Source organism: Desulfitibacter sp. BRH_c19 (genome assembly GCA_001515945.1).
Classification (GTDB): domain Bacteria; phylum Bacillota; class DSM-16504; order Desulfitibacterales; family Desulfitibacteraceae; genus Desulfitibacter.
Genome location: LOER01000012.1, coordinates 1 through 17263, shown reverse-complemented (window position 1 = coordinate 17263; position 17263 = coordinate 1). Strand labels below are relative to the sequence as shown.

Sequence of the window (17263 nt, the reverse complement as noted above, 5' to 3'; positions counted from 1 at the left end):
ATATGCTTATAATATCTAGAAAGGTAAACGAGGGTATTGTTCTAGACGGTGATATTAAGATAGTGGTGGTTGCAGTAGAAGGAAACAAGGTAAAACTTGGAATTAAAGCACCAAAGCATATTGGGGTTCTAAGAGAAGAATTGGTAGAGCTAGTTAAAAATGAAAATATATTAGCAGGAGAAACTGCTGTAACTGAAATAGATTTTTCAAAATTTAAGGCACCTAAAAAATAGGAGGTGGCAGGGTTGAGATTAGGAGGAGTTGAAAGCATAAATATACCCAAGGAAAAACAAACACTTAGAGATAATTCTTCACCAGTAAGAAGTGATAATCACAGCTTGCAAGAGAACAAAAATAAGATTAACGAATTTTTACAAACAGATCAAGACAAGCAAACTTATGAAATAGGTAGCCATCAGGTTATTAATGCTATAGAGATGGCAAATAAATCTTATGTTAGCAAATATACAAGACTAGAGTTTGGAGTTCATGAACAGACAAAGCATATTACAGTTAAAGTTTATGACAAAGAAACCGATGAATTGATTAGAGAAATACCACCAGAGAAAATACTTGACATGGTAGCTAAAATGTGGGAATTAGCTGGCATATTAGTAGACGACAAAGTTTAATCCGGGACATTCCTCGAGGACAAAGTATAGCTTCAAAGAGAGGTGTGTCCCCAAACCTTATACCTGCTTTATCTTGAAAGGAGTTGATTATAATGTCCAATATGAGAATAGGAGGCCTTGCATCAGGTTTTGATACAAACCAAATGGTTATGGACCTTATGAAGGCTGAAAGGATGCCTATGGAAAGGCTTTTACAGCAAAGGCAAGTACTAGAATGGCAGCAGGAAGGCTACAGAGAGCTAAATCAAAAGCTATTTTCTATGCGTGATAAAGTCTTTGATGTTAGACTCGAGAGTACTTTTAATTCTAAAAATGCTAGTTCTTCAAACACTTCTGCTATTGGTGTAACTGCTACTGGCATAGCAGCAGAAGGAACCTACAACTTGGAAGTAACCCAACTAGCCAAGGGCGCTTTTAAAACTAGTACCGCTGATCTAGCATCCTATCAAATTGCTGATGGTAAAACAAAAATGACATTGAAAGAGCAGTTTTCTACAGACCTGTGGGGAACCTTATCACCGGGAGAAGGAGACACAGGAGCATTTAACATAAATGGTGTAGATTTTGAATTTGATATCTCTGACGACACAATTTACGATATTGTAAACAGAATAAACGCTCAGTCAGGAGAAACTGGTGTAAGGGCAAATTATGATTCCGGTGTAAGTCGTTTTTTCTTATCCACCACAAGTACAGGAGCAGATGCAAAGATAGATATATCAGGTACTATGTCTAGTACAAATGGTGCAATTTTATTAGGTTCTCATGGCCTAAAGCTTGGAAATGCTGACAACGTGTCTACTGGTCAGGATGCAGTATTTAATTTTAATGGTACTGAGCTTACTAAATCTTTAAACATATTTTCATTAGACGGTTTAAATTTTAATTTGATGTCAGAAGGATCATCAACTGTAACAGTAAGTGCTGATATAGATGCCATAGTGAATAAGATTAAAGAATTCGTCGATGAGTATAACTCCTTAATCGAAAACATAAACAGTAAGCTAGCAGAAAAAAGATATAGGGATTTTCACCCTTTAAGTAAAGAAGAAAAGGAGCAAATGTCAGATGAAGAAATAGAACTATGGGAGAAAAAGGCCCAAAGTGGTTTGTTTAGAGGAGAGTCAGCCTTAATGAACTTTACCTCTAGTATGAGAATAGCCATTTCTTCGTTAGTTGAAAATATAGATACAAAATACAATTCTCTTTCACAAATAGGCATATCTACAAGCTCTTGGACTGGTGAAGATGGTAAACTTATTGATGCAAAGCTTAGGGATGAAGGTGGTAAGCTTCATATAGATGAGGCAAAGCTTAGAAGTGCACTAAGTGACGATATAGAAGGAATTAAAAGACTTTTTACTAATTCAAGTGAAGATCCAAAGGAAGCAGGGATAGCTCGTAGCTTATACGATCAAGCTGTAGCCGTAACAAAGATAATTACAGTAAGAGCAGGCAGAGACAGTACTCTTCAGGCTATAGATGATAGCTTTATAGGGAGAAGACTAAAAAATATAAACACCAGCATTAATTCCTGGGAGGATAGACTAATCAGAATAGAAGAAAGGTACTGGTCCCAATTTACAAGAATGGAACAGGTACTGAATAAGATGTACAATCAGAGCGATTGGATGGCACAGCAGTTTGCTAATTTATAATAGGGGGTGAAATATGAATGAAAGACTAATGGAATTATTATATCAAAAACAAGAACTTTTTAATGATTTTTTAGAGCTTACCGTTAAACAAAATGAGGTCATAAAATCCCAGAAATATGAAAGGCTTAATGATCTAGTTTCACAGAAGCAGTCTATAATAGATAAAAGTAATCAAGTTGAAATGGAGTTAAAAGAATTCACAAATGAAACTTCAAAAGATATACTAGATCAAAAAAGTAAGATTAAACAGACAATAGAAAAAGCCATGATAATTGACGAGGAAAATACAGCACTAATAAATAACTCTCAGGAAGAATCAGCCCAGATGTTAAAAACGGCAAGAAAGAATAAAAGGACTCATTCTGTTTATAGGGGAGAGGAAATATCCTTGGAAGGCATAATGCTAGATAAAATAAAGTAGCCCTAAATGAGGGGTGGTAGTTTATGGTTAAAATTCAAGGCGTTGACCCTGTAATAGTAGAACGCATCAGGGATAAAAACCGCAAAAAACTAATATACGAATCTGAGCAAACAAAGGTTGTATCAAACAGCGAAAAGGATCATAAGAAGGATCAAAAAGGTCAGCAGCATAAAAGAACTCTTAAGCATTCAATTGAAAGGCTTAATGAACTATTACAGGAAATAGATGCCCCCATTCGTTTTGAGAAGATAAATGTCAAGGAAGAGCTATATGTTTTAGTAATAGACATTCATACCCAAAAGGTTCTTACAAAGATTTTTCCAGAAAGAGTATTTCAACTCATGAAAAACATAGATGACCCCAAAGGATTCATAATTGACGACTCATTCTAAGAAAGGAGACTAAAATGAATGCAAAATTAAACGCTTACAAAAAAAATCAGGTCAACACAGTTTCCAAAGAAAAGTTGGTCCTAATGCTATATGATGGTGCTATCAAATATTTGAACAAGTCATTAGAAGTAATTGATAATAATAATCCTAGCGAAGCACATAACCATCTAATCAGTTCTCAGGACATTATTATTGGCCTAATGTCAGGGATTAACTTTGAGGTAGGCAAGCTAGGCGAAGATCTTTTCAACCTTTATGAGTATATGCACCATAGACTTGTAGAAGCCAACACGACAAAGGACAAGGACATAGTAGAAGAGGTACTAAATATGGTCAAGGAGCTAAGAGAGGCCTGGGTACAAATCATCGGAACCCAAAAACTCCAACCAAAACCCTATCAGGATAGGGAAGCTCCTGCAACAGTAGCCATAAACCAATAATTAGGATAGAATAACACTTATTCTGAATTCTGTATACTGACTCCTGAATTCATAGAATAATTTTATTCAAAAATTATTTTAAATAACCCTAAACTCCCCTGAGCAATATCCGATATATATTATAAGGTTATATGCTCAGTTTTTCTTTTAGGGCCCAAAAGAAGAGCTGACATGTAATAAAATTAACAGACGGCATGGAGGCCGTTTGCAAAAACAAGGAGGTTGATTTTATTATGAGAATTAATAATAACATTATGGCAATGAACACCCATCGTCAATTGGGACTTGGTAACACAGCAGGTGCTAAATCAATGGAAAAATTATCTTCAGGGTACAGAATTAATAGAGCCGGTGACGATGCAGCAGGTTTAGCGATTTCTGAAAAAATGAGAGGACAAATTAGAGGATTAAGTCAAGCATCTAGAAACTCTCAGGATGGCATTTCACTAATTCAAACTGCTGAAGGTGCATTAAATGAAACTCAAGCTATTCTTCAAAGAATGAGAGAATTGTCAGTACAATCAGCTAATGATACAAATACTTTACAAGATCGTGAAAATATTCAAAAAGAAGTTAAGCAGTTAGGTGAGGAAATACAACGTATTGCTGAACAAACCGAATTCAATTCAAAGAAACTTTTAACTGGTGACATGGGTGGTGCAACAACTTCAGCTACACATGTTACAACAAATTCATTAACTGGAAATACTGGAGCAACTTTATTAACTGCATTAGTTGATAAAGATGGTAATGATGCAGGAATTGCTGAAACAGATATAATTACTGCTACTTGGTCAGTTGGAGGGCAACAATATTCTCAGTCTCTTACGGTAGGTGCTGCAAGTGATTTAGACGCACTTGGAACTCAGATAGCTACAGATGCAACTATTGCATCAGCAGCAGCGGGTGGTACTGCTGACTTTGCTATTACATCAGCTACTGCTGGTACTGCTGGGCAAATCAATGGATTCTCTATAGAAGTTAAAACTGCAGATGGAGTTCGAAAGGAAGCAGCTTCAAATGCTTTGTCAAACTTCTCAACAACAACAGCAGCAGCAGATGATCGGGCAGATGGAAGTGCCGATTTCCAAATTGGGGCAAATCAAGGGCAATCATTAAATCTTTCTATTGATGAAATGAGTGCAGATAGTTTAGGTGTTAGAGAACTACAAGTTGGTACTAAATCTCAGGCTGCTACAGCAATTAAAGTATTAGATGAAGCAATTCAAAAAGTATCCGCTGGAAGAGCAAACTTAGGTGCTAGTCAAAACAGATTAGAACACACAATCAAAAACTTAGATGCATCAGCCGAAAACTTACAAGCTGCTGAATCTAGAATTAGAGACGTAGACATGGCTAAGGAAATGATGGAGTTCACTAAGAACAACATCCTACAGCAAGCAGCAACAGCAATGCTAGCCCAAGCTAATATGGCTCCTCAATCAGTACTGCAACTTCTTGGATAAGTATAAAAATACAATAAGGTGCATATACTCAACAAAGGGTCAGGGGACAATTCCCCTGACCCTTCTTATAAAAAATAGAATAAAAATGTCAAACAATAGTGTAAATGAACCCTTGACAATGGGTTTACATTATCTTCGCAAAAGCTACAATTTTTTCGGCTACTACTGCTGTCTGTTCCATATTGGTCGCTATTTCTTCGGTAGTTGCAGCTTGAGTGCTTCCAACCTCCTCGATTTGCTTAATATTGCTAGAAATATCATTGATAATACTATTAATCTCCTGAATGATTAAGGCTGCATCTTCGGCAGATTTTGTTGTTTTGCTGGAGAGCTTGCGCATTTCTTCAGCTACTACAGTAAAACCTCTTCCATGTTCCCCGGCTCGGGCAGCTTCAATGGCGGCATTTAGGCCTAGCAAGTTAGTTTGGGAAGCTACACTAGAAATTAGGCTTAATATTTCATCAGTTTTTTTCAATTGAACCTGCGCCTTGGAAGAGATATCCAAAAGATTTTTTTGTAAGCTACTTAAGTCTCCAGCTAAGGCTGCGATTTCTTCTGTACTAGCTGAGACTTCTTCAAAGGAAGAGGCTAGAAATTCGGCAGTTTCTAAAAGTTCGTTTTGGGTAGATAAATCTACCCCAATGTCAAATGTGCCAATAACGTTACCAGTATGGTTAAAAACAGGTACCACTATGGATTTAAAGGAAAACCCGTAAGCCTCAGCTGGAACCTCTGATACTATCTTTTTACCTGTCTGCATGACTTCTTTGTTGCTTGTCCCCGCAATAGTGTCCCCTGTCTGTGCCTTAACGTCAATTTTATCACCTGGGTAGTAAGCCAAAAACTTTTCTCCATCGGTAACTGCTACCATACAATCTAGAGGAAAAAGCTGGTTTAAATATCTGGCACTATAAGAAAGGGCGCAGATTATTTCTTCATTCGTTTTAATTTCCATGTTTTTCACCCCAAACATATTTTAAAAAGTAGATTAATTGTTATAATATCATATATCTTGCTAAATTTATAGAGCTTCTAGGGTCATAGAGCTTCTAGGGTCAGGCCTGACAAATTGACATTTCACGATCTACCTAAAGCAATCTTTCCAGTTTCGCCTAAGGGGCAAAATCCCAATTCAGATTTTTTTTATTTTAATAAGAGGACTTTTGAGGAAATTGTTAAATTAATCTATATGAGTATATATATGCATTAATTTAATTGGAGAGTGTGCAAAATGAAAAAATCAGCTTCAGGAGCATCTATATTGATACTGTTAGTGTTGTTGGTTATAGGCTTGTTGTTAGGTGGGATTATTGGAGATATCTTGGGTAAAATTGGGGTTCCATATATGTATGAAAGTCAGCAGATACGCTGGAGTCCATCAGGAGACTTTATGATTATTGTTTGGGATATAGACCTTTTGGTTAGTGTTAACCTGGCAAGTGTTATTGGACTTATTTTAGCTTTTTGGATTTATAGAAAATTATAGGTTGGCGGATAAATATGGAAGTTGATTTACTTCTAGGAAGGAATTGTCATATATAAATCGAATTATTATAACTATAATATAAAATTACATTAGGGCAAAACCATTGAAAGATGGTGACGCAAAGCCATGGGTCTAAAGCAATGTGCTATGATTGCCAGGCTGCAACTATCGGTTAATTTAGGTTAACTTAGTTTGCCCTTTTTATTTGTGTGCAGACTAAGTTTTTTGTTTGCCAATTATAAACTTACATTAGTGGGGTGCTATAATGAAGAATTCAAATTTTAAATTAATTGTTCTTGTCTTAATTATTTTCATTAGTATTAGTGTAGTTATTGCTACTGTAATGGTACAAAGTAAAACTTCTATCGATTTAGATGAATATTTTACTGAACCAGTTGAAATCACTACCCATTTAAAGCCTGATGAAGCAGATGGAAAACTAAATCATATAAAGGCAGTTATTGTTGTGGGTACAGCTGGAAGGAATACATATGAGATTTTGAGTCAGAATCAGCCTAAGCTTCAAGAAATTTGTATAAATTTTTTTAATGAACTTACTGAAAAGCAGGTAAATGATTTAATGAAGGAGAATGAATTAAAGGATATGTTACAGTTGAAAATTGATAACAACTTGAACACCGAGACTACAGGGGTATATTTTCAAGAAATACTGACTAATTAAAGGGGGGATACGAACTAATAGGAAGCCTTTGATATGGATGAAACTTTTAAAATAGATGATGATTTAATTGAGGACTTAATAACCTTTTACAATAGTGGTGATATCCTAAGTCCCCAGGAAAGATTGGAACTTGAAAAAGTACTTCACAGGGATTGTATGCTAAGCTATACCATAATATGTAATGAAGGAGAGTACTTCATGAGTCTTTTAAATAGAAATACTGAGTACATAAGCGTAAAGGATTTAATTACTGGAATGGTTTTAGCCATGGACATTGTATCTACATATGGAACAGAACTAATTTCAAAGGGCAGTATATTAAATGACCACTTCATTGAAGTCCTTCAGAAACTTAACTATGAGGAAGTTCTAGTATATAAAAGTGAGGTGCCCCAGGATGAGCAGTTAAAATCCGAAACTCATATAAATAACTATGTCGATAAGGGCTATGAGGTAGATAAAGATAAGATTAAAAAACTTATCCAAGAAGTTGGTAATGGAAATCCATTAGATGTGGAGTATGTTGAGGCAGTAACTGGATCAATCGCACGACAGGCCAACACAAATTTACCATTGAAGATACTTGAGAAAACTATTAGTAAAGATGATTATCTCTATACCCATTCATTAAAGGTGGCTCTGTTAGCTTCTCTCTTGGGAAAATGGGTTGGTCTAGATGATAAGAATGTTTCCCTTTTAGCAAAAACAGGCGTGCTTCATGATATTGGAAAATCAAAGATAGATAAGAACCTATTAGATAAACAGGGTGCCTTAACTACAAAAGAATACAGCCTGGTGAAAAAACATAGCGAGTATGGTTATGAAATATTGAAAAATATTCCTGACATAGAGCGAGAAGTGGTTCTTGGGGTTTTAATGCATCATGAAAGATTTGATGGTGCTGGATATCCAATGGCCATAAAGGGTGAGAAAATAAGTGTGTTTGGTAAGATTGTAGCGATTGCTGATGTTTATGCGGCAATGGTTTCAGAACGTCCATATGCAAAGAAAGGGTGTCCGTTTGTAATTATGGATTACCTCGAGAATGAATGTGCGGAGCAGTTTGATTTAACCTATTTAAGACCTTTTTTATATAACATAGCTAGTAGTTATATTGGTAATAATGTAATTCTCAGTAACGGGGAAAAGGCAACAGTCATTCTTGTTAACAGTAGAGAGTTTATATCAAAACCTATGGTTAAAACAGAAGATTCCTTTGTTAATCTTGCAAAAGAAAGAGATTTTAAAATAGTGGAAGTTCTTCCACTGCTTGATAGCTAAGCTTGCTCCTATATTATTATACTCTTGGGTGATATCAATAAATTAATTACAAAAGGTGCCCCTAAAGGCACCTTAAACTAGATCTTAATTTATTAATTCTTTTGTATTTTCTTTTCTAATTCTCCAGAGTTATTGAGTTCCCTTAATTCAGTAAATCCTCCAATAAACTCTTCGCCTATAAAAATCTGCGGAACTGTTAACATTCCAGTTTTATCTTTAATTTCAGCAAGAGAGTCAGGATCATTTGTTAAATCAATTTCTTCATAATCAAATCCTTTAGAAACACATAAAGATTTTGCCGCAACACAGTAAGGGCAGTTCATGGTGCTATAAATGGTTATACTTTGCATTGTATCATCCTCCAATTATTACTAGTGTGTTTTCAAGAATTGTAGCATAATTCACTTTTTAGTTCCAGTAAAATCATGTTAAAGTGTAATGTATTTTAGCCGATATATATTTTGAATGGAGATGGGAATATGAAGATTCAATCAGCTTACCCTACAAATATTTACTCTTCTAGTAAAGATGCTGTTCCAAAAAATAAGACTGAAAGTAAAAATGGAAATCAGAAAAAATATGTTTCAGCAACTAATCAAAATGTTACATACGGAAAGGTTACAAAGAGTGATCAGATCTCAATAGAGATATTAAGGAATGAAAGTGAAAAGGCTTATGAAACCCTACTAAGAATTGTCATGGAACTTATAGATAATCAAGGACGAGTCGATGGACAGAAAAAAAGTGCCCATGAAGAAAGTCTAAGGATGGAAGCCTCAAAGCTCATCCACGACGATGGACCTTTAGGAGCAGAAGCTGTTAGTAATCGCATTGTAGACTTTGCTATTGCGATTAGTGGTGGTGATAAATCAAAAATTGAAGTGTTAAGGGGCGCCATAGAAGAGGGATTTAAGCAAGCAAAAGATATCCTTGGTGAGTTACCGGAAGTCTCACAAAAAACCTATGATTTAATTATAGAAAAGCTTGACAAGTGGGAAAAGGATATATAATAATTGATTTACATTATATTAATTGTGTAAGTGGAATCCTGGCTGAGATGAGGAGGAAGGGTTGTATGCTTTATTGCTTGCAGATGAAAAGGTGGTCTAGTTATGACTACCTTAAATAACATATTACAACAGTATTTACAAATTCTTTATAGACAAAATGACATTTTAAAGCAAATAAATCAGGCTCTTACTAGGCAACAGGATCTAATACAATCTGAAAAATGGAATGAGCTCAATCTTTTATTAAGTGAAATAAATGACTTAATTGAATTAAGGGAGCGATTAGGAGATCAATCTGAAGAGTTTAAAGAAGATATTGTTAAAATATTAGGTATAGAACGATTTGATAAGCAGATAGTTGATAGAATTCCAAATAGTAGCCTGTTTAGCATTTTGACGGAAATTAATAACATGCGTTCGAATCTGGAAAATGGGAAGCAGATAACTTATGATAATGTAGATATGCTTCAGGCAAAAATAGATAGTAATAAAGGATTGCTTGGAACTGTGTAGAATTCAGATCCACGGTAATTTTTAAGGGAAGTGGCTAAAAGCCACTTTTTATATTTCTTAGATCTTTTTACAAAATGTGGTATAAATTAAAAGGAATATGAAGTTTAATGTAGAATACTGTCTGTAAAATATTGAATATTGAGGGCAAAACCATTGAAAGGTGGTGACGCAAAGCCTTGGGTCTAACGTTCTAATTTATGAACCATGATTGCCAGGTTGCAAAGTGTGGGTTGAATAAACCTATCCTGCCTTTGCTTTATCTAGCAATTGGTAGGTTTTTTTGTTTGAAAAAAAGATGTCAGATTTTGCAGGAAATTTGTTAAATTTGTTGAATTTATCTCTATTGGACATAATTGGTTTTTAAGGCGTTTTTGTGCCTATCCTGACAGTTTATGGTTTGCAAAAACTGTTATATGGGAGGAAGTTTAATGGATGTTTTTAAGAGTGATGTTTTAGTTACTTTGCAAAAGGGTCTTGATGGTTCTTCAGCTAGGCAAAATACCATTGCCAACAATATTGCTAACGTTAATACACCAGGTTATAAGAAGAAAGAGGTTAGCTTTGAGAATGAGTTGAGAGCTGCACTAGTTAAGTCCGACAAAGTTCAGATGTCTAGAACCCATCCTGACCATATACTTAAATATCCTACCTTATTGAAAGTTGAGCCAAGAGTACTTCGAAATGAATTCCAAAGCATGAGAATGGATAGGAATAACGTTGACTTGGATCAAGAAATGACTAAAATGGCTGCTAATTCACTTTACTATAACAGTCTTATTTCTCAATTGAATAAAAGAATAAGCTTATTAAAACATACAATTTCTGAAGGGAGAAGGTAAAGATGAAATTGTTTAATACTCTAAATATTAGTGCAAGCGGACTCACAGCTGAAAGGCTTAGATTAGATATAGTGGCTAACAACATTGCAAATGCAAGCACAACTAGATCTCCTGACGGTGGACCTTATCAAAAAAGAGCAGCAGTATTTAAAGAAAAACTATCTAGGGAGTTGAATAGTAACGGTAGAACTTATGAAACAAAAGGCGTAGAAGTTGGAGCTATTGTTAGAGACCAATCCCCTCCCAAAATGGTATATAATCCGAACCATCCTGATGCCGATGAAAAAGGCTTTGTTGCAATGCCCAATGTTGACTTAGTAATAGAAATGGCAGACATGATTACAGCAACAAGAGGTTATGAAGCGAATGTTACAGTTTTAAATGCTACAAAAGCCATGGCCTTAAAGGCCTTGGAAATAGGAAGGGGCTAAAAAAGTAAATGAAAGTTTCATTATTTCAAGTACAACCATTGAGCTTACCTAATGTAGCAACTAATAATAAACCTAAGGTTGAACTAGGTAGTTTTGCTAGCTTTTTAAAGGAAAATTTAAATAAAACCAATGAATTACAGATAGAAGCTGATGTATTGACACAGAGAATGGCAGTAGGTGATGATGTGGAGTTACATGAAGTTATGATAGCAACTGAAAAGGCAGAACTAGCAATGCAGCTTACATTACAAATAAGAAATAAGCTAATTGAAGCATATCAGGAAATAAGTAAGATGCAGATATAATGATTAATACTTTCCATATATATTCGTTAACAATGGAGATTTGTTGGGGGTTAGAATAGCAATGAATTTATCAGTTATTAGTGCAAAATGGAAAGCCTTAACAAAAACACAAAAGACTATCTTTATTGTTATGACCATAGCAGTATTTCTATCTGCTGGTTTTTTTGTACAGTGGTTTACAAAGGTTGAATATGCTGAACTGTTTACTGGCATGGAACCAACGGCAGCAGGGGAAGTTGTGAATAAAATACAAGAGATGGGTGTCCCTTATCAATTAGCGAATCAAGGTACTACTATCTTGGTTCCTGCAAATCAAGTCTATGATTTGCGTCTACAATTAGCTGCTTCAGGGGTAATTGCTTCTGGTGGTACAGGTTTTGAGCTATTTGACGAGAGTAAATTGGGAATTACTGATTTTGAAAGGCAGCTTAATTATCAGAGAGCACTACAGGAGGAGCTTAGAAGGACAGTTATACAGCTTGAGGCAGTAGAACAAGCGAGGGTTCATCTAGTTATTCCCGAACAGAGTCTATTTATTAGAGACCAGGGAAAAGCATCTGCTTCTATAGTTGTAAAGCTTGCTCCAATGGCTACTTTACGCCCAGACCAGGTAATGGCCATAGTAAATCTTGTTTCAGGAAGTGTAGAGAGGTTAGCAGTCGAGAACGTAAATATTATTGATACACAAGGAATTATCCTAAGTGAAGGGCTGTTTGATGATAGTGGAAGTTTAATGGTTTCACAAGGAAAACAGTTTGAGCAAAAAAGAAAATTTGAAAAAGATTTAGAACAGAAAGTAGAAAATCTTTTGCGGCCGATGCTGGGTAATGGTCAAGCTGTTACCATGGTGACAGCAGAGCTTGATTATGATCGGCGTGAAGTTACTAGAATTGAGTTTGGCGAATCACATATTAGAAGTGAAGAAATAATTGATGAACAACATATTAACAATGCTGAAGGTGGAGTTGTAGGAGAGGATAACCTTCAAGATTTGGGTACAACTTATCCTGAATTGGAAAGCGGTGATAGTGGTAGTACTATATCTGAAAGAGTCACCAACTATGAGTTGGATCAGCTTCAGGAAACTGTTGTTTATGCACCAGGTAGACTTATTTCCTTATCAACTGCAGTTGCCATTGACGGTACACTTACAGATGAAATGGTTGAATCAATCCGTCAAGTTGTTGGTGCTGCAATAGGTTTTAATCCTGAACGGGGAGACCAGATTGCAGTAATGAGCATGGAGTTTGATAAAACAGCATTACAGGAAGCTGAGGCGCAGATGACAGTAACCTCTTTGCAACAGAGGAAAGAAGAACAGATGAAAACATATATAGGCTGGGGGTTTAGAGCTTTAGCTGCAATATTAGGTTTCATATTATTAGTAATAATTGTTAAAACCCTTGGAGAAGCATTTAAGACGGACCCGGTTTTGCAAAGACCAATTCCAGTAGGACAAATGGAAGAGGAAATTGAGCCTCCTAAACCAAAGGAAGAATCAGTCAAAAAACAGGAAAAGGTACAGAAGGTAGCAAAAGACAAACCAGAAGAAACAGCAGCGCTATTGAGACAATGGCTTATGGAAGACTAAATTATTTTACGAGTTTAGGTAGGTGTATTTGGTGAGTAAGGAAGGTAAGTTAACAGGAATAAAAAAAATAGCTATTTTACTAATTGCTCTGGGCCCTGATGTATCCTCAAAAGTACTCAAAAATTTCAGAGAAGAGGATATCGAGAGAATCGGTTCAGAGATTGCAAATATAACTAATGTGGATCCTGAAGTGAAGAAGAAAATTTTTGAAGAGTTCCTAGTACTTCATGAGGCCCAGACCTATATTGCTTCCGGCGGAATTAAATATGCTAGAGAGGTTTTGGAGAAGGCGCTTGGACCTCAAAAGGCTACTGAGTTGATAAAAAGGTTAACAGAAGCATCTAGAATAAAACCCTTTAATCTATTGAGAAAGACCGATCCAAAACAGCTTGTAAACTTTATAAATAATGAACACCCACAAACTATTTCACTAATACTTTCATATTTACAACCTGATCAAGCCGCAATAGTTTTAAGTTCACTTCCAGAAGAAATGCAAACAGATATTACAAGAAGAATTGCCACTATGGAGAGGACCTCTCCGGAAATGCTAAAAGAAGTAGAAGGAGTATTGGAAAAGAAATTATCTTCTGTAGTAAATCAAGATTTTACAGTAGCTGGTGGCATTGATACCCTTGTAGATATTTTAAACAGGGTTGATAGAGGTACAGAAAAGAGTATTCTGGAAGAGCTTGAAAGAGAAGATCAGGAGTTAGTTGAAGAAATTCGAAAAAGGATGTTTGTATTTGAAGATATTATTACCCTAGATGATCAATCAATTCGTAGAGTTCTTCGAGAAATTGACTTTAAAGATTTGGCCTATGCCCTTAAAGGGTCGAGCACAGAAGTTACTGATAGGGTACTTAAGAATCTATCAAAGAGGGCCGGGGAAATGCTTGCCGAGGACATAGAAATGTTAGGGCCTGTTAGGTTAAGAGAAGTGGAAGAGGCTCAGCAGAAAATTGTTCAGGTTATCAGAAGGCTGGACGAAGCAGGAGAAATAATTATATCCCGCGGTGGAGAGGATGCTATCGTTGTCTAAATTACTTAAGACACCCTGTATAAATAATGAAGTGTTAATTGAAGCTTCATCAAGAGAAAGTTATCTTGATGAACGAAAGGCTATAGACATAGACCCAGTCTTAAATACTGCTGAAAAAGAAGCTTCAACAGTAATAGAAGATGCAAAAAACAAAGCGCAAGAGATATTGCAAAGTGCTGAAGAACAGTTAAAGAATAAGCTGGATGAAGGTTATGAAATTGGACAGCAACAAGGTTACCACGAAGGGATGGAAAAGGCTAGATTAGAGGCTCTAATAAGATATGAAGAGATCAAAAAAGCGCTTTTGGAAACATATGAAATGCGAGAAACAATTATCAAGGATTTAGAAAAGGATTTATCAAGACTTGCTATTTCAATAGCAGAAAAAATTATAGTTAAACAGCTTTCGCTTGCACCTGAAACCATTGTTGATATTGTTAAAGAAGCATGTAGCCATTTTAGACAGGCTGATCAGATTACTATATTTGTTAACCCTGAAGATGGATATTTATTACGACAAAGAAAAACTGAGATCCAGGAAGCTTTAGGTGAATACTGCAGAGTGTATATCATTGATGAAAGTGGTTTATCCCAGGGCAGCTGCATGCTTGAAAGTGAAAATGGCCTGATAGATGCAGGGTTAAAGGCACAACTTGAAAATATGGGCATTGCCATATTGGGAGCTGAATGATTTGGGTAGTTCAGTCAATCTACAAAAGCAGATTAATAAAATATCTGGTATTACTCCATACTCTTTTATTGGCAAGGTTGCAAGAGTAATAGGATTGACCATAGAAGTCAAAGGCATTAAAGCATTTATTGGTGAGATTTGTCATGTAATGGTACTCGATGAGAGTGTTCTTACAGAAGTGGTTGGTTTTAAAGATTATTACACACTATTGATGCCACTAGGAGACTTTAAAGGGATATCGCCTGGATGCCGGGTTTACTCTACAGGAAAAAACCACAGAATACCTGTTGGGGATGGTCTCTTAGGCAAAGTATTGGATGGTCTTGGTAATACATTAGATGCAAGCTCATTAAATGGAATTAATGACTTCTATCCTGTTATTGCTAAACCACCAAATCCATTGGACAGAAAAGCTATCAGTAGCATACTTACTACAGGCATCAAGGCAATAGATGGATTTCTTACGCTAGGAGAAGGTCAAAGAATTGGTATATTTTCAGGTAGTGGTGTTGGTAAGAGTACTCTAATGGGGATGATTGCCAGAAAGAGCTCTGCAGATATAAATGTTATTGGTCTAATAGGAGAAAGAGGAAGGGAGGTACTTGAATTTATTGAAAAGGATCTTGGTAAGGAAGGCTTGCAAAGGTCTGTAGTTGTAGTAGTTACATCAGACCAACCTGCTTTGTTGAGAATTAAAGGGTCCTTTATTGTCCATGCGATTGCAGAGTACTTTAGAGATCAAGGGAAAAAGGTAATGCTTATGATGGATTCAGTTACTAGATTTGCTATGGCCCAGAGGGAAGTAGGGCTGGCTGTTGGGGAACCACCAACAACTAAAGGCTACACTCCATCAGTTTTTGCGCTTTTGCCGAAGCTTCTTGAAAGGTCAGGTAACACCAAGAAGGGTTCAATTACCGCACTTTATAATGTGCTAGTAGATGGTGACGATTTTAATGAACCAATAGCTGATGCTGTAAGAGGTATATTAGATGGACATATTGTACTGTCTCGGGAACTAGCAGCAAGAAACCACTTCCCAGCAATAGACGTTCTTGATAGCATTAGTCGCCTCATGGTCAACATTGTTGATGACACACAGCAATCCACTGCTGGTGAAATCAGGACTAATCTTGCAGTATATAGACAAAATGAAGATTTAATAAGCATAGGTGCCTATGTGAAGGGTTCTAATCCGAAAATAGACAAAGCAATAGCATTGAATGATAAGATTAACCAGCTTCTTTGCCAGGATATTAATGAGGTTTACCCTTATAATGAGACAAGGAATTTAATGACAGGGCTAATTAATCAAGGGTAGAGGAGAACAAAAAATGGATTTTCAATTTCCGTTACAAAAATTATTAAACTACAAAGAAAATATCGAAGAGAAAAAGAAAGAAAAATTAGCGCATGTACAGGATAAGAGAAGAATTTTAGAAGAAGAACTGTTAGTTACTCAAAGGCGGCACAAGCTGTGTACAATTAACACTCCTGCTAAGAAGGTAAACATTTTGATGTTTGGCCATCAACTAGCTTACATGGAGTATTTAGATGGAATCATTGATGAACAAGCAAGTGCTGTAAAAGAGGCATCTTTTACAGTTGATAAGTGCCGTGTAGAGGTTGTTGAGGCAAGTAGAGACCGAAAGGTTATTGAAAAGCTAAAGGGTAAACAGGAAAATATTTATTATAAAGAAATGGATCGCAAAGAGCTAATGGAATTAAATGAAATGGCATTAAACAAGTTTTTTGAGGAAAATAAGAAAAATTAAAGAATTGTTGTTTAAGAATGTTGATATTGAGAGGAGGTGAAAAAATGCAGAATATGATTTGCGTTATTGATAGCCTAGTTCAAACACCTCAAACTGGAAACTCACATGAAAGCATGAAAATTGATAATCCACACAAGGGTGAGTTTGCAGAGGTGCTTTCCTCAAAAGTAAATGAAGACCAGACTTCTAAAGCTGAGGTGCCAAAAGGTACTCTTAAGGTGAAGGCCAATGATGCTACTAAGAACCAGGAAAAAGTTGAAAGCGATGAGGATGAGATAGGTAACGACAACGAAAAATTGACAGATGATGACCATGGTCAGATAGGATATCAGTTAAGTAAAGATTTTCCTGACAAGACTAAACCTTTAAGAACAATGAAAACATCTAACTTAAGGCATGCAATGGCTGACCAGAATGGACATCAGGTAAATAAGAAGGAAAGTATAGATAAGCGATTAACTAATCAATTCGTCAAACATAATCAACTAAGGGCTACAGATGAACCAAAGAATACCAATGAATCGAAGAATACCAATGAATCGAAGAATACCAATGAATTAAAGAATACCAATGAATCGAAGAATACCAATGAATTAAAGAATACCAATGAA

General features: G+C 35.9%; 22 protein-coding genes and 1 pseudogene. 21 read left to right on the top strand and 2 right to left on the bottom strand.

Annotated features, from left to right (window positions below; translation table 11 throughout):
* The first annotated feature begins 2 nt into the window (after positions 1-2).
* The 7 genes from APF76_02320 (at position 3) to APF76_02290 (ending at position 5009) form a co-directional block, all read left to right on the top strand.
* A complete protein-coding gene (locus APF76_02320) occupies positions 3-233 on the top strand; it encodes a hypothetical protein (GenBank protein ID KUO52790.1) in 231 nt (76 codons plus the stop codon).
* A gap of 12 nt (positions 234-245) precedes the next feature.
* The gene (locus APF76_02315) at positions 246-632 is read left to right on the top strand and encodes a hypothetical protein (protein KUO52789.1); all 387 of its coding nucleotides are present in this window, start codon (positions 246-248) and stop codon (positions 630-632) included.
* A gap of 92 nt (positions 633-724) precedes the next feature.
* Complete coding sequence (locus tag APF76_02310; GenBank protein KUO52788.1) at positions 725-2290, top strand: hypothetical protein; 1566 nt, start codon at positions 725-727, stop codon at positions 2288-2290.
* A 13-nt stretch (positions 2291-2303) separates the two neighbouring features.
* A complete protein-coding gene (locus APF76_02305) occupies positions 2304-2711 on the top strand; it encodes a hypothetical protein (protein ID KUO52787.1) in 408 nt (135 codons plus the stop codon).
* 23 nt (positions 2712-2734) lie between these two features.
* The gene (locus tag APF76_02300) at positions 2735-3103 is read left to right on the top strand and encodes a hypothetical protein (protein ID KUO52786.1); all 369 of its coding nucleotides are present in this window, start codon (positions 2735-2737) and stop codon (positions 3101-3103) included.
* 14 nt (positions 3104-3117) lie between these two features.
* Positions 3118-3543: a hypothetical protein gene (locus APF76_02295; GenBank protein KUO52785.1), complete on the top strand. Its 426-nt coding sequence runs from the start codon at positions 3118-3120 to the stop codon at positions 3541-3543.
* 233 nt (positions 3544-3776) lie between these two features.
* Positions 3777-5009, top strand: a complete 1233-nt coding sequence (locus tag APF76_02290) for a flagellin (protein KUO52784.1) — start codon at positions 3777-3779, stop codon at positions 5007-5009.
* Between the two features lie 124 nt (positions 5010-5133).
* Here APF76_02290 and APF76_02285 read toward each other — a convergent pair whose 3' ends face one another.
* Complete coding sequence (locus APF76_02285; protein ID KUO52783.1) at positions 5134-5964, bottom strand: chemotaxis protein; 831 nt, start codon at positions 5962-5964, stop codon at positions 5134-5136.
* Between the two features lie 276 nt (positions 5965-6240).
* Between APF76_02285 and APF76_02280 the strand changes: the two genes are divergently transcribed.
* The 3 genes from APF76_02280 (at position 6241) to APF76_02270 (ending at position 8458) form a co-directional block, all read left to right on the top strand.
* Positions 6241-6495 carry a hypothetical protein gene (locus APF76_02280; GenBank protein KUO52782.1) on the top strand — a complete coding sequence of 85 codons (255 nt, stop codon included), beginning with the start codon at positions 6241-6243 and terminating at the stop codon, positions 6493-6495.
* A gap of 265 nt (positions 6496-6760) precedes the next feature.
* Positions 6761-7177 (top strand): hypothetical protein, encoded by a 417-nt coding sequence (locus APF76_02275; protein ID KUO52781.1) that lies wholly within the window; start codon positions 6761-6763, stop codon positions 7175-7177.
* 33 nt (positions 7178-7210) lie between these two features.
* Positions 7211-8458: a hypothetical protein gene (locus APF76_02270; GenBank protein ID KUO52780.1), complete on the top strand. Its 1248-nt coding sequence runs from the start codon at positions 7211-7213 to the stop codon at positions 8456-8458.
* Positions 8459-8550: 92 nt separating this feature from the next.
* On the opposite strand, the gene APF76_02265 is transcribed toward APF76_02270, so the two are convergent.
* Positions 8551-8808, bottom strand: coding sequence for a hypothetical protein (locus APF76_02265; protein KUO52779.1), 258 nt, complete (start codon positions 8806-8808; stop codon positions 8551-8553).
* A gap of 129 nt (positions 8809-8937) precedes the next feature.
* On the opposite strand from APF76_02265, the gene APF76_02260 reads away from it, so the two are divergent.
* The 11 genes and pseudogenes from APF76_02260 to APF76_02210 all read left to right on the top strand — a co-directional run bounded on the left by APF76_02260 (position 8938) and on the right by APF76_02210 (position 17263).
* Positions 8938-9468 carry a hypothetical protein gene (locus APF76_02260; protein ID KUO52778.1) on the top strand — a complete coding sequence of 177 codons (531 nt, stop codon included), beginning with the start codon at positions 8938-8940 and terminating at the stop codon, positions 9466-9468.
* Positions 9469-9570: 102 nt separating this feature from the next.
* A complete protein-coding gene (locus APF76_02255; GenBank protein ID KUO52777.1) occupies positions 9571-9981 on the top strand; it encodes a hypothetical protein in 411 nt (136 codons plus the stop codon).
* Between the two features lie 428 nt (positions 9982-10409).
* Positions 10410-10820, top strand: coding sequence for a hypothetical protein (locus APF76_02250; GenBank protein KUO52776.1), 411 nt, complete (start codon positions 10410-10412; stop codon positions 10818-10820).
* Positions 10821-10822: 2 nt separating this feature from the next.
* Entirely contained in the window at positions 10823-11251 is a 429-nt protein-coding gene (locus APF76_02245; GenBank protein KUO52775.1) for a flagellar basal-body rod protein FlgC, read from the top strand.
* Between the two features lie 8 nt (positions 11252-11259).
* On the top strand, positions 11260-11556 hold the full coding sequence (locus tag APF76_02240; GenBank protein KUO52774.1) for a flagellar hook-basal body protein FliE: 297 nt from the start codon (positions 11260-11262) through the stop codon (positions 11554-11556).
* Positions 11557-11617: 61 nt separating this feature from the next.
* The gene (locus APF76_02235) at positions 11618-13147 is read left to right on the top strand and encodes a hypothetical protein (protein ID KUO52773.1); all 1530 of its coding nucleotides are present in this window, start codon (positions 11618-11620) and stop codon (positions 13145-13147) included.
* A 31-nt stretch (positions 13148-13178) separates the two neighbouring features.
* Positions 13179-14189 carry a flagellar motor switch protein FliG gene (locus tag APF76_02230; protein ID KUO52772.1) on the top strand — a complete coding sequence of 337 codons (1011 nt, stop codon included), beginning with the start codon at positions 13179-13181 and terminating at the stop codon, positions 14187-14189.
* Positions 14182-14880, top strand: coding sequence for a hypothetical protein (locus APF76_02225; GenBank protein ID KUO52771.1), 699 nt, complete (start codon positions 14182-14184; stop codon positions 14878-14880). The genes APF76_02230 and APF76_02225 overlap by 8 nt, the downstream gene beginning before the upstream one ends.
* The gene (locus APF76_02220) at positions 14873-16198 is read left to right on the top strand and encodes a flagellar protein export ATPase FliI (GenBank protein KUO52818.1); all 1326 of its coding nucleotides are present in this window, start codon (positions 14873-14875) and stop codon (positions 16196-16198) included. Before APF76_02225 ends, APF76_02220 begins: the two co-directional genes overlap by 8 nt.
* Before the next feature lie 13 nt (positions 16199-16211).
* Complete coding sequence (locus APF76_02215; GenBank protein KUO52770.1) at positions 16212-16652, top strand: hypothetical protein; 441 nt, start codon at positions 16212-16214, stop codon at positions 16650-16652.
* A 44-nt stretch (positions 16653-16696) separates the two neighbouring features.
* A pseudogene (locus APF76_02210) lies at positions 16697-17263 on the top strand.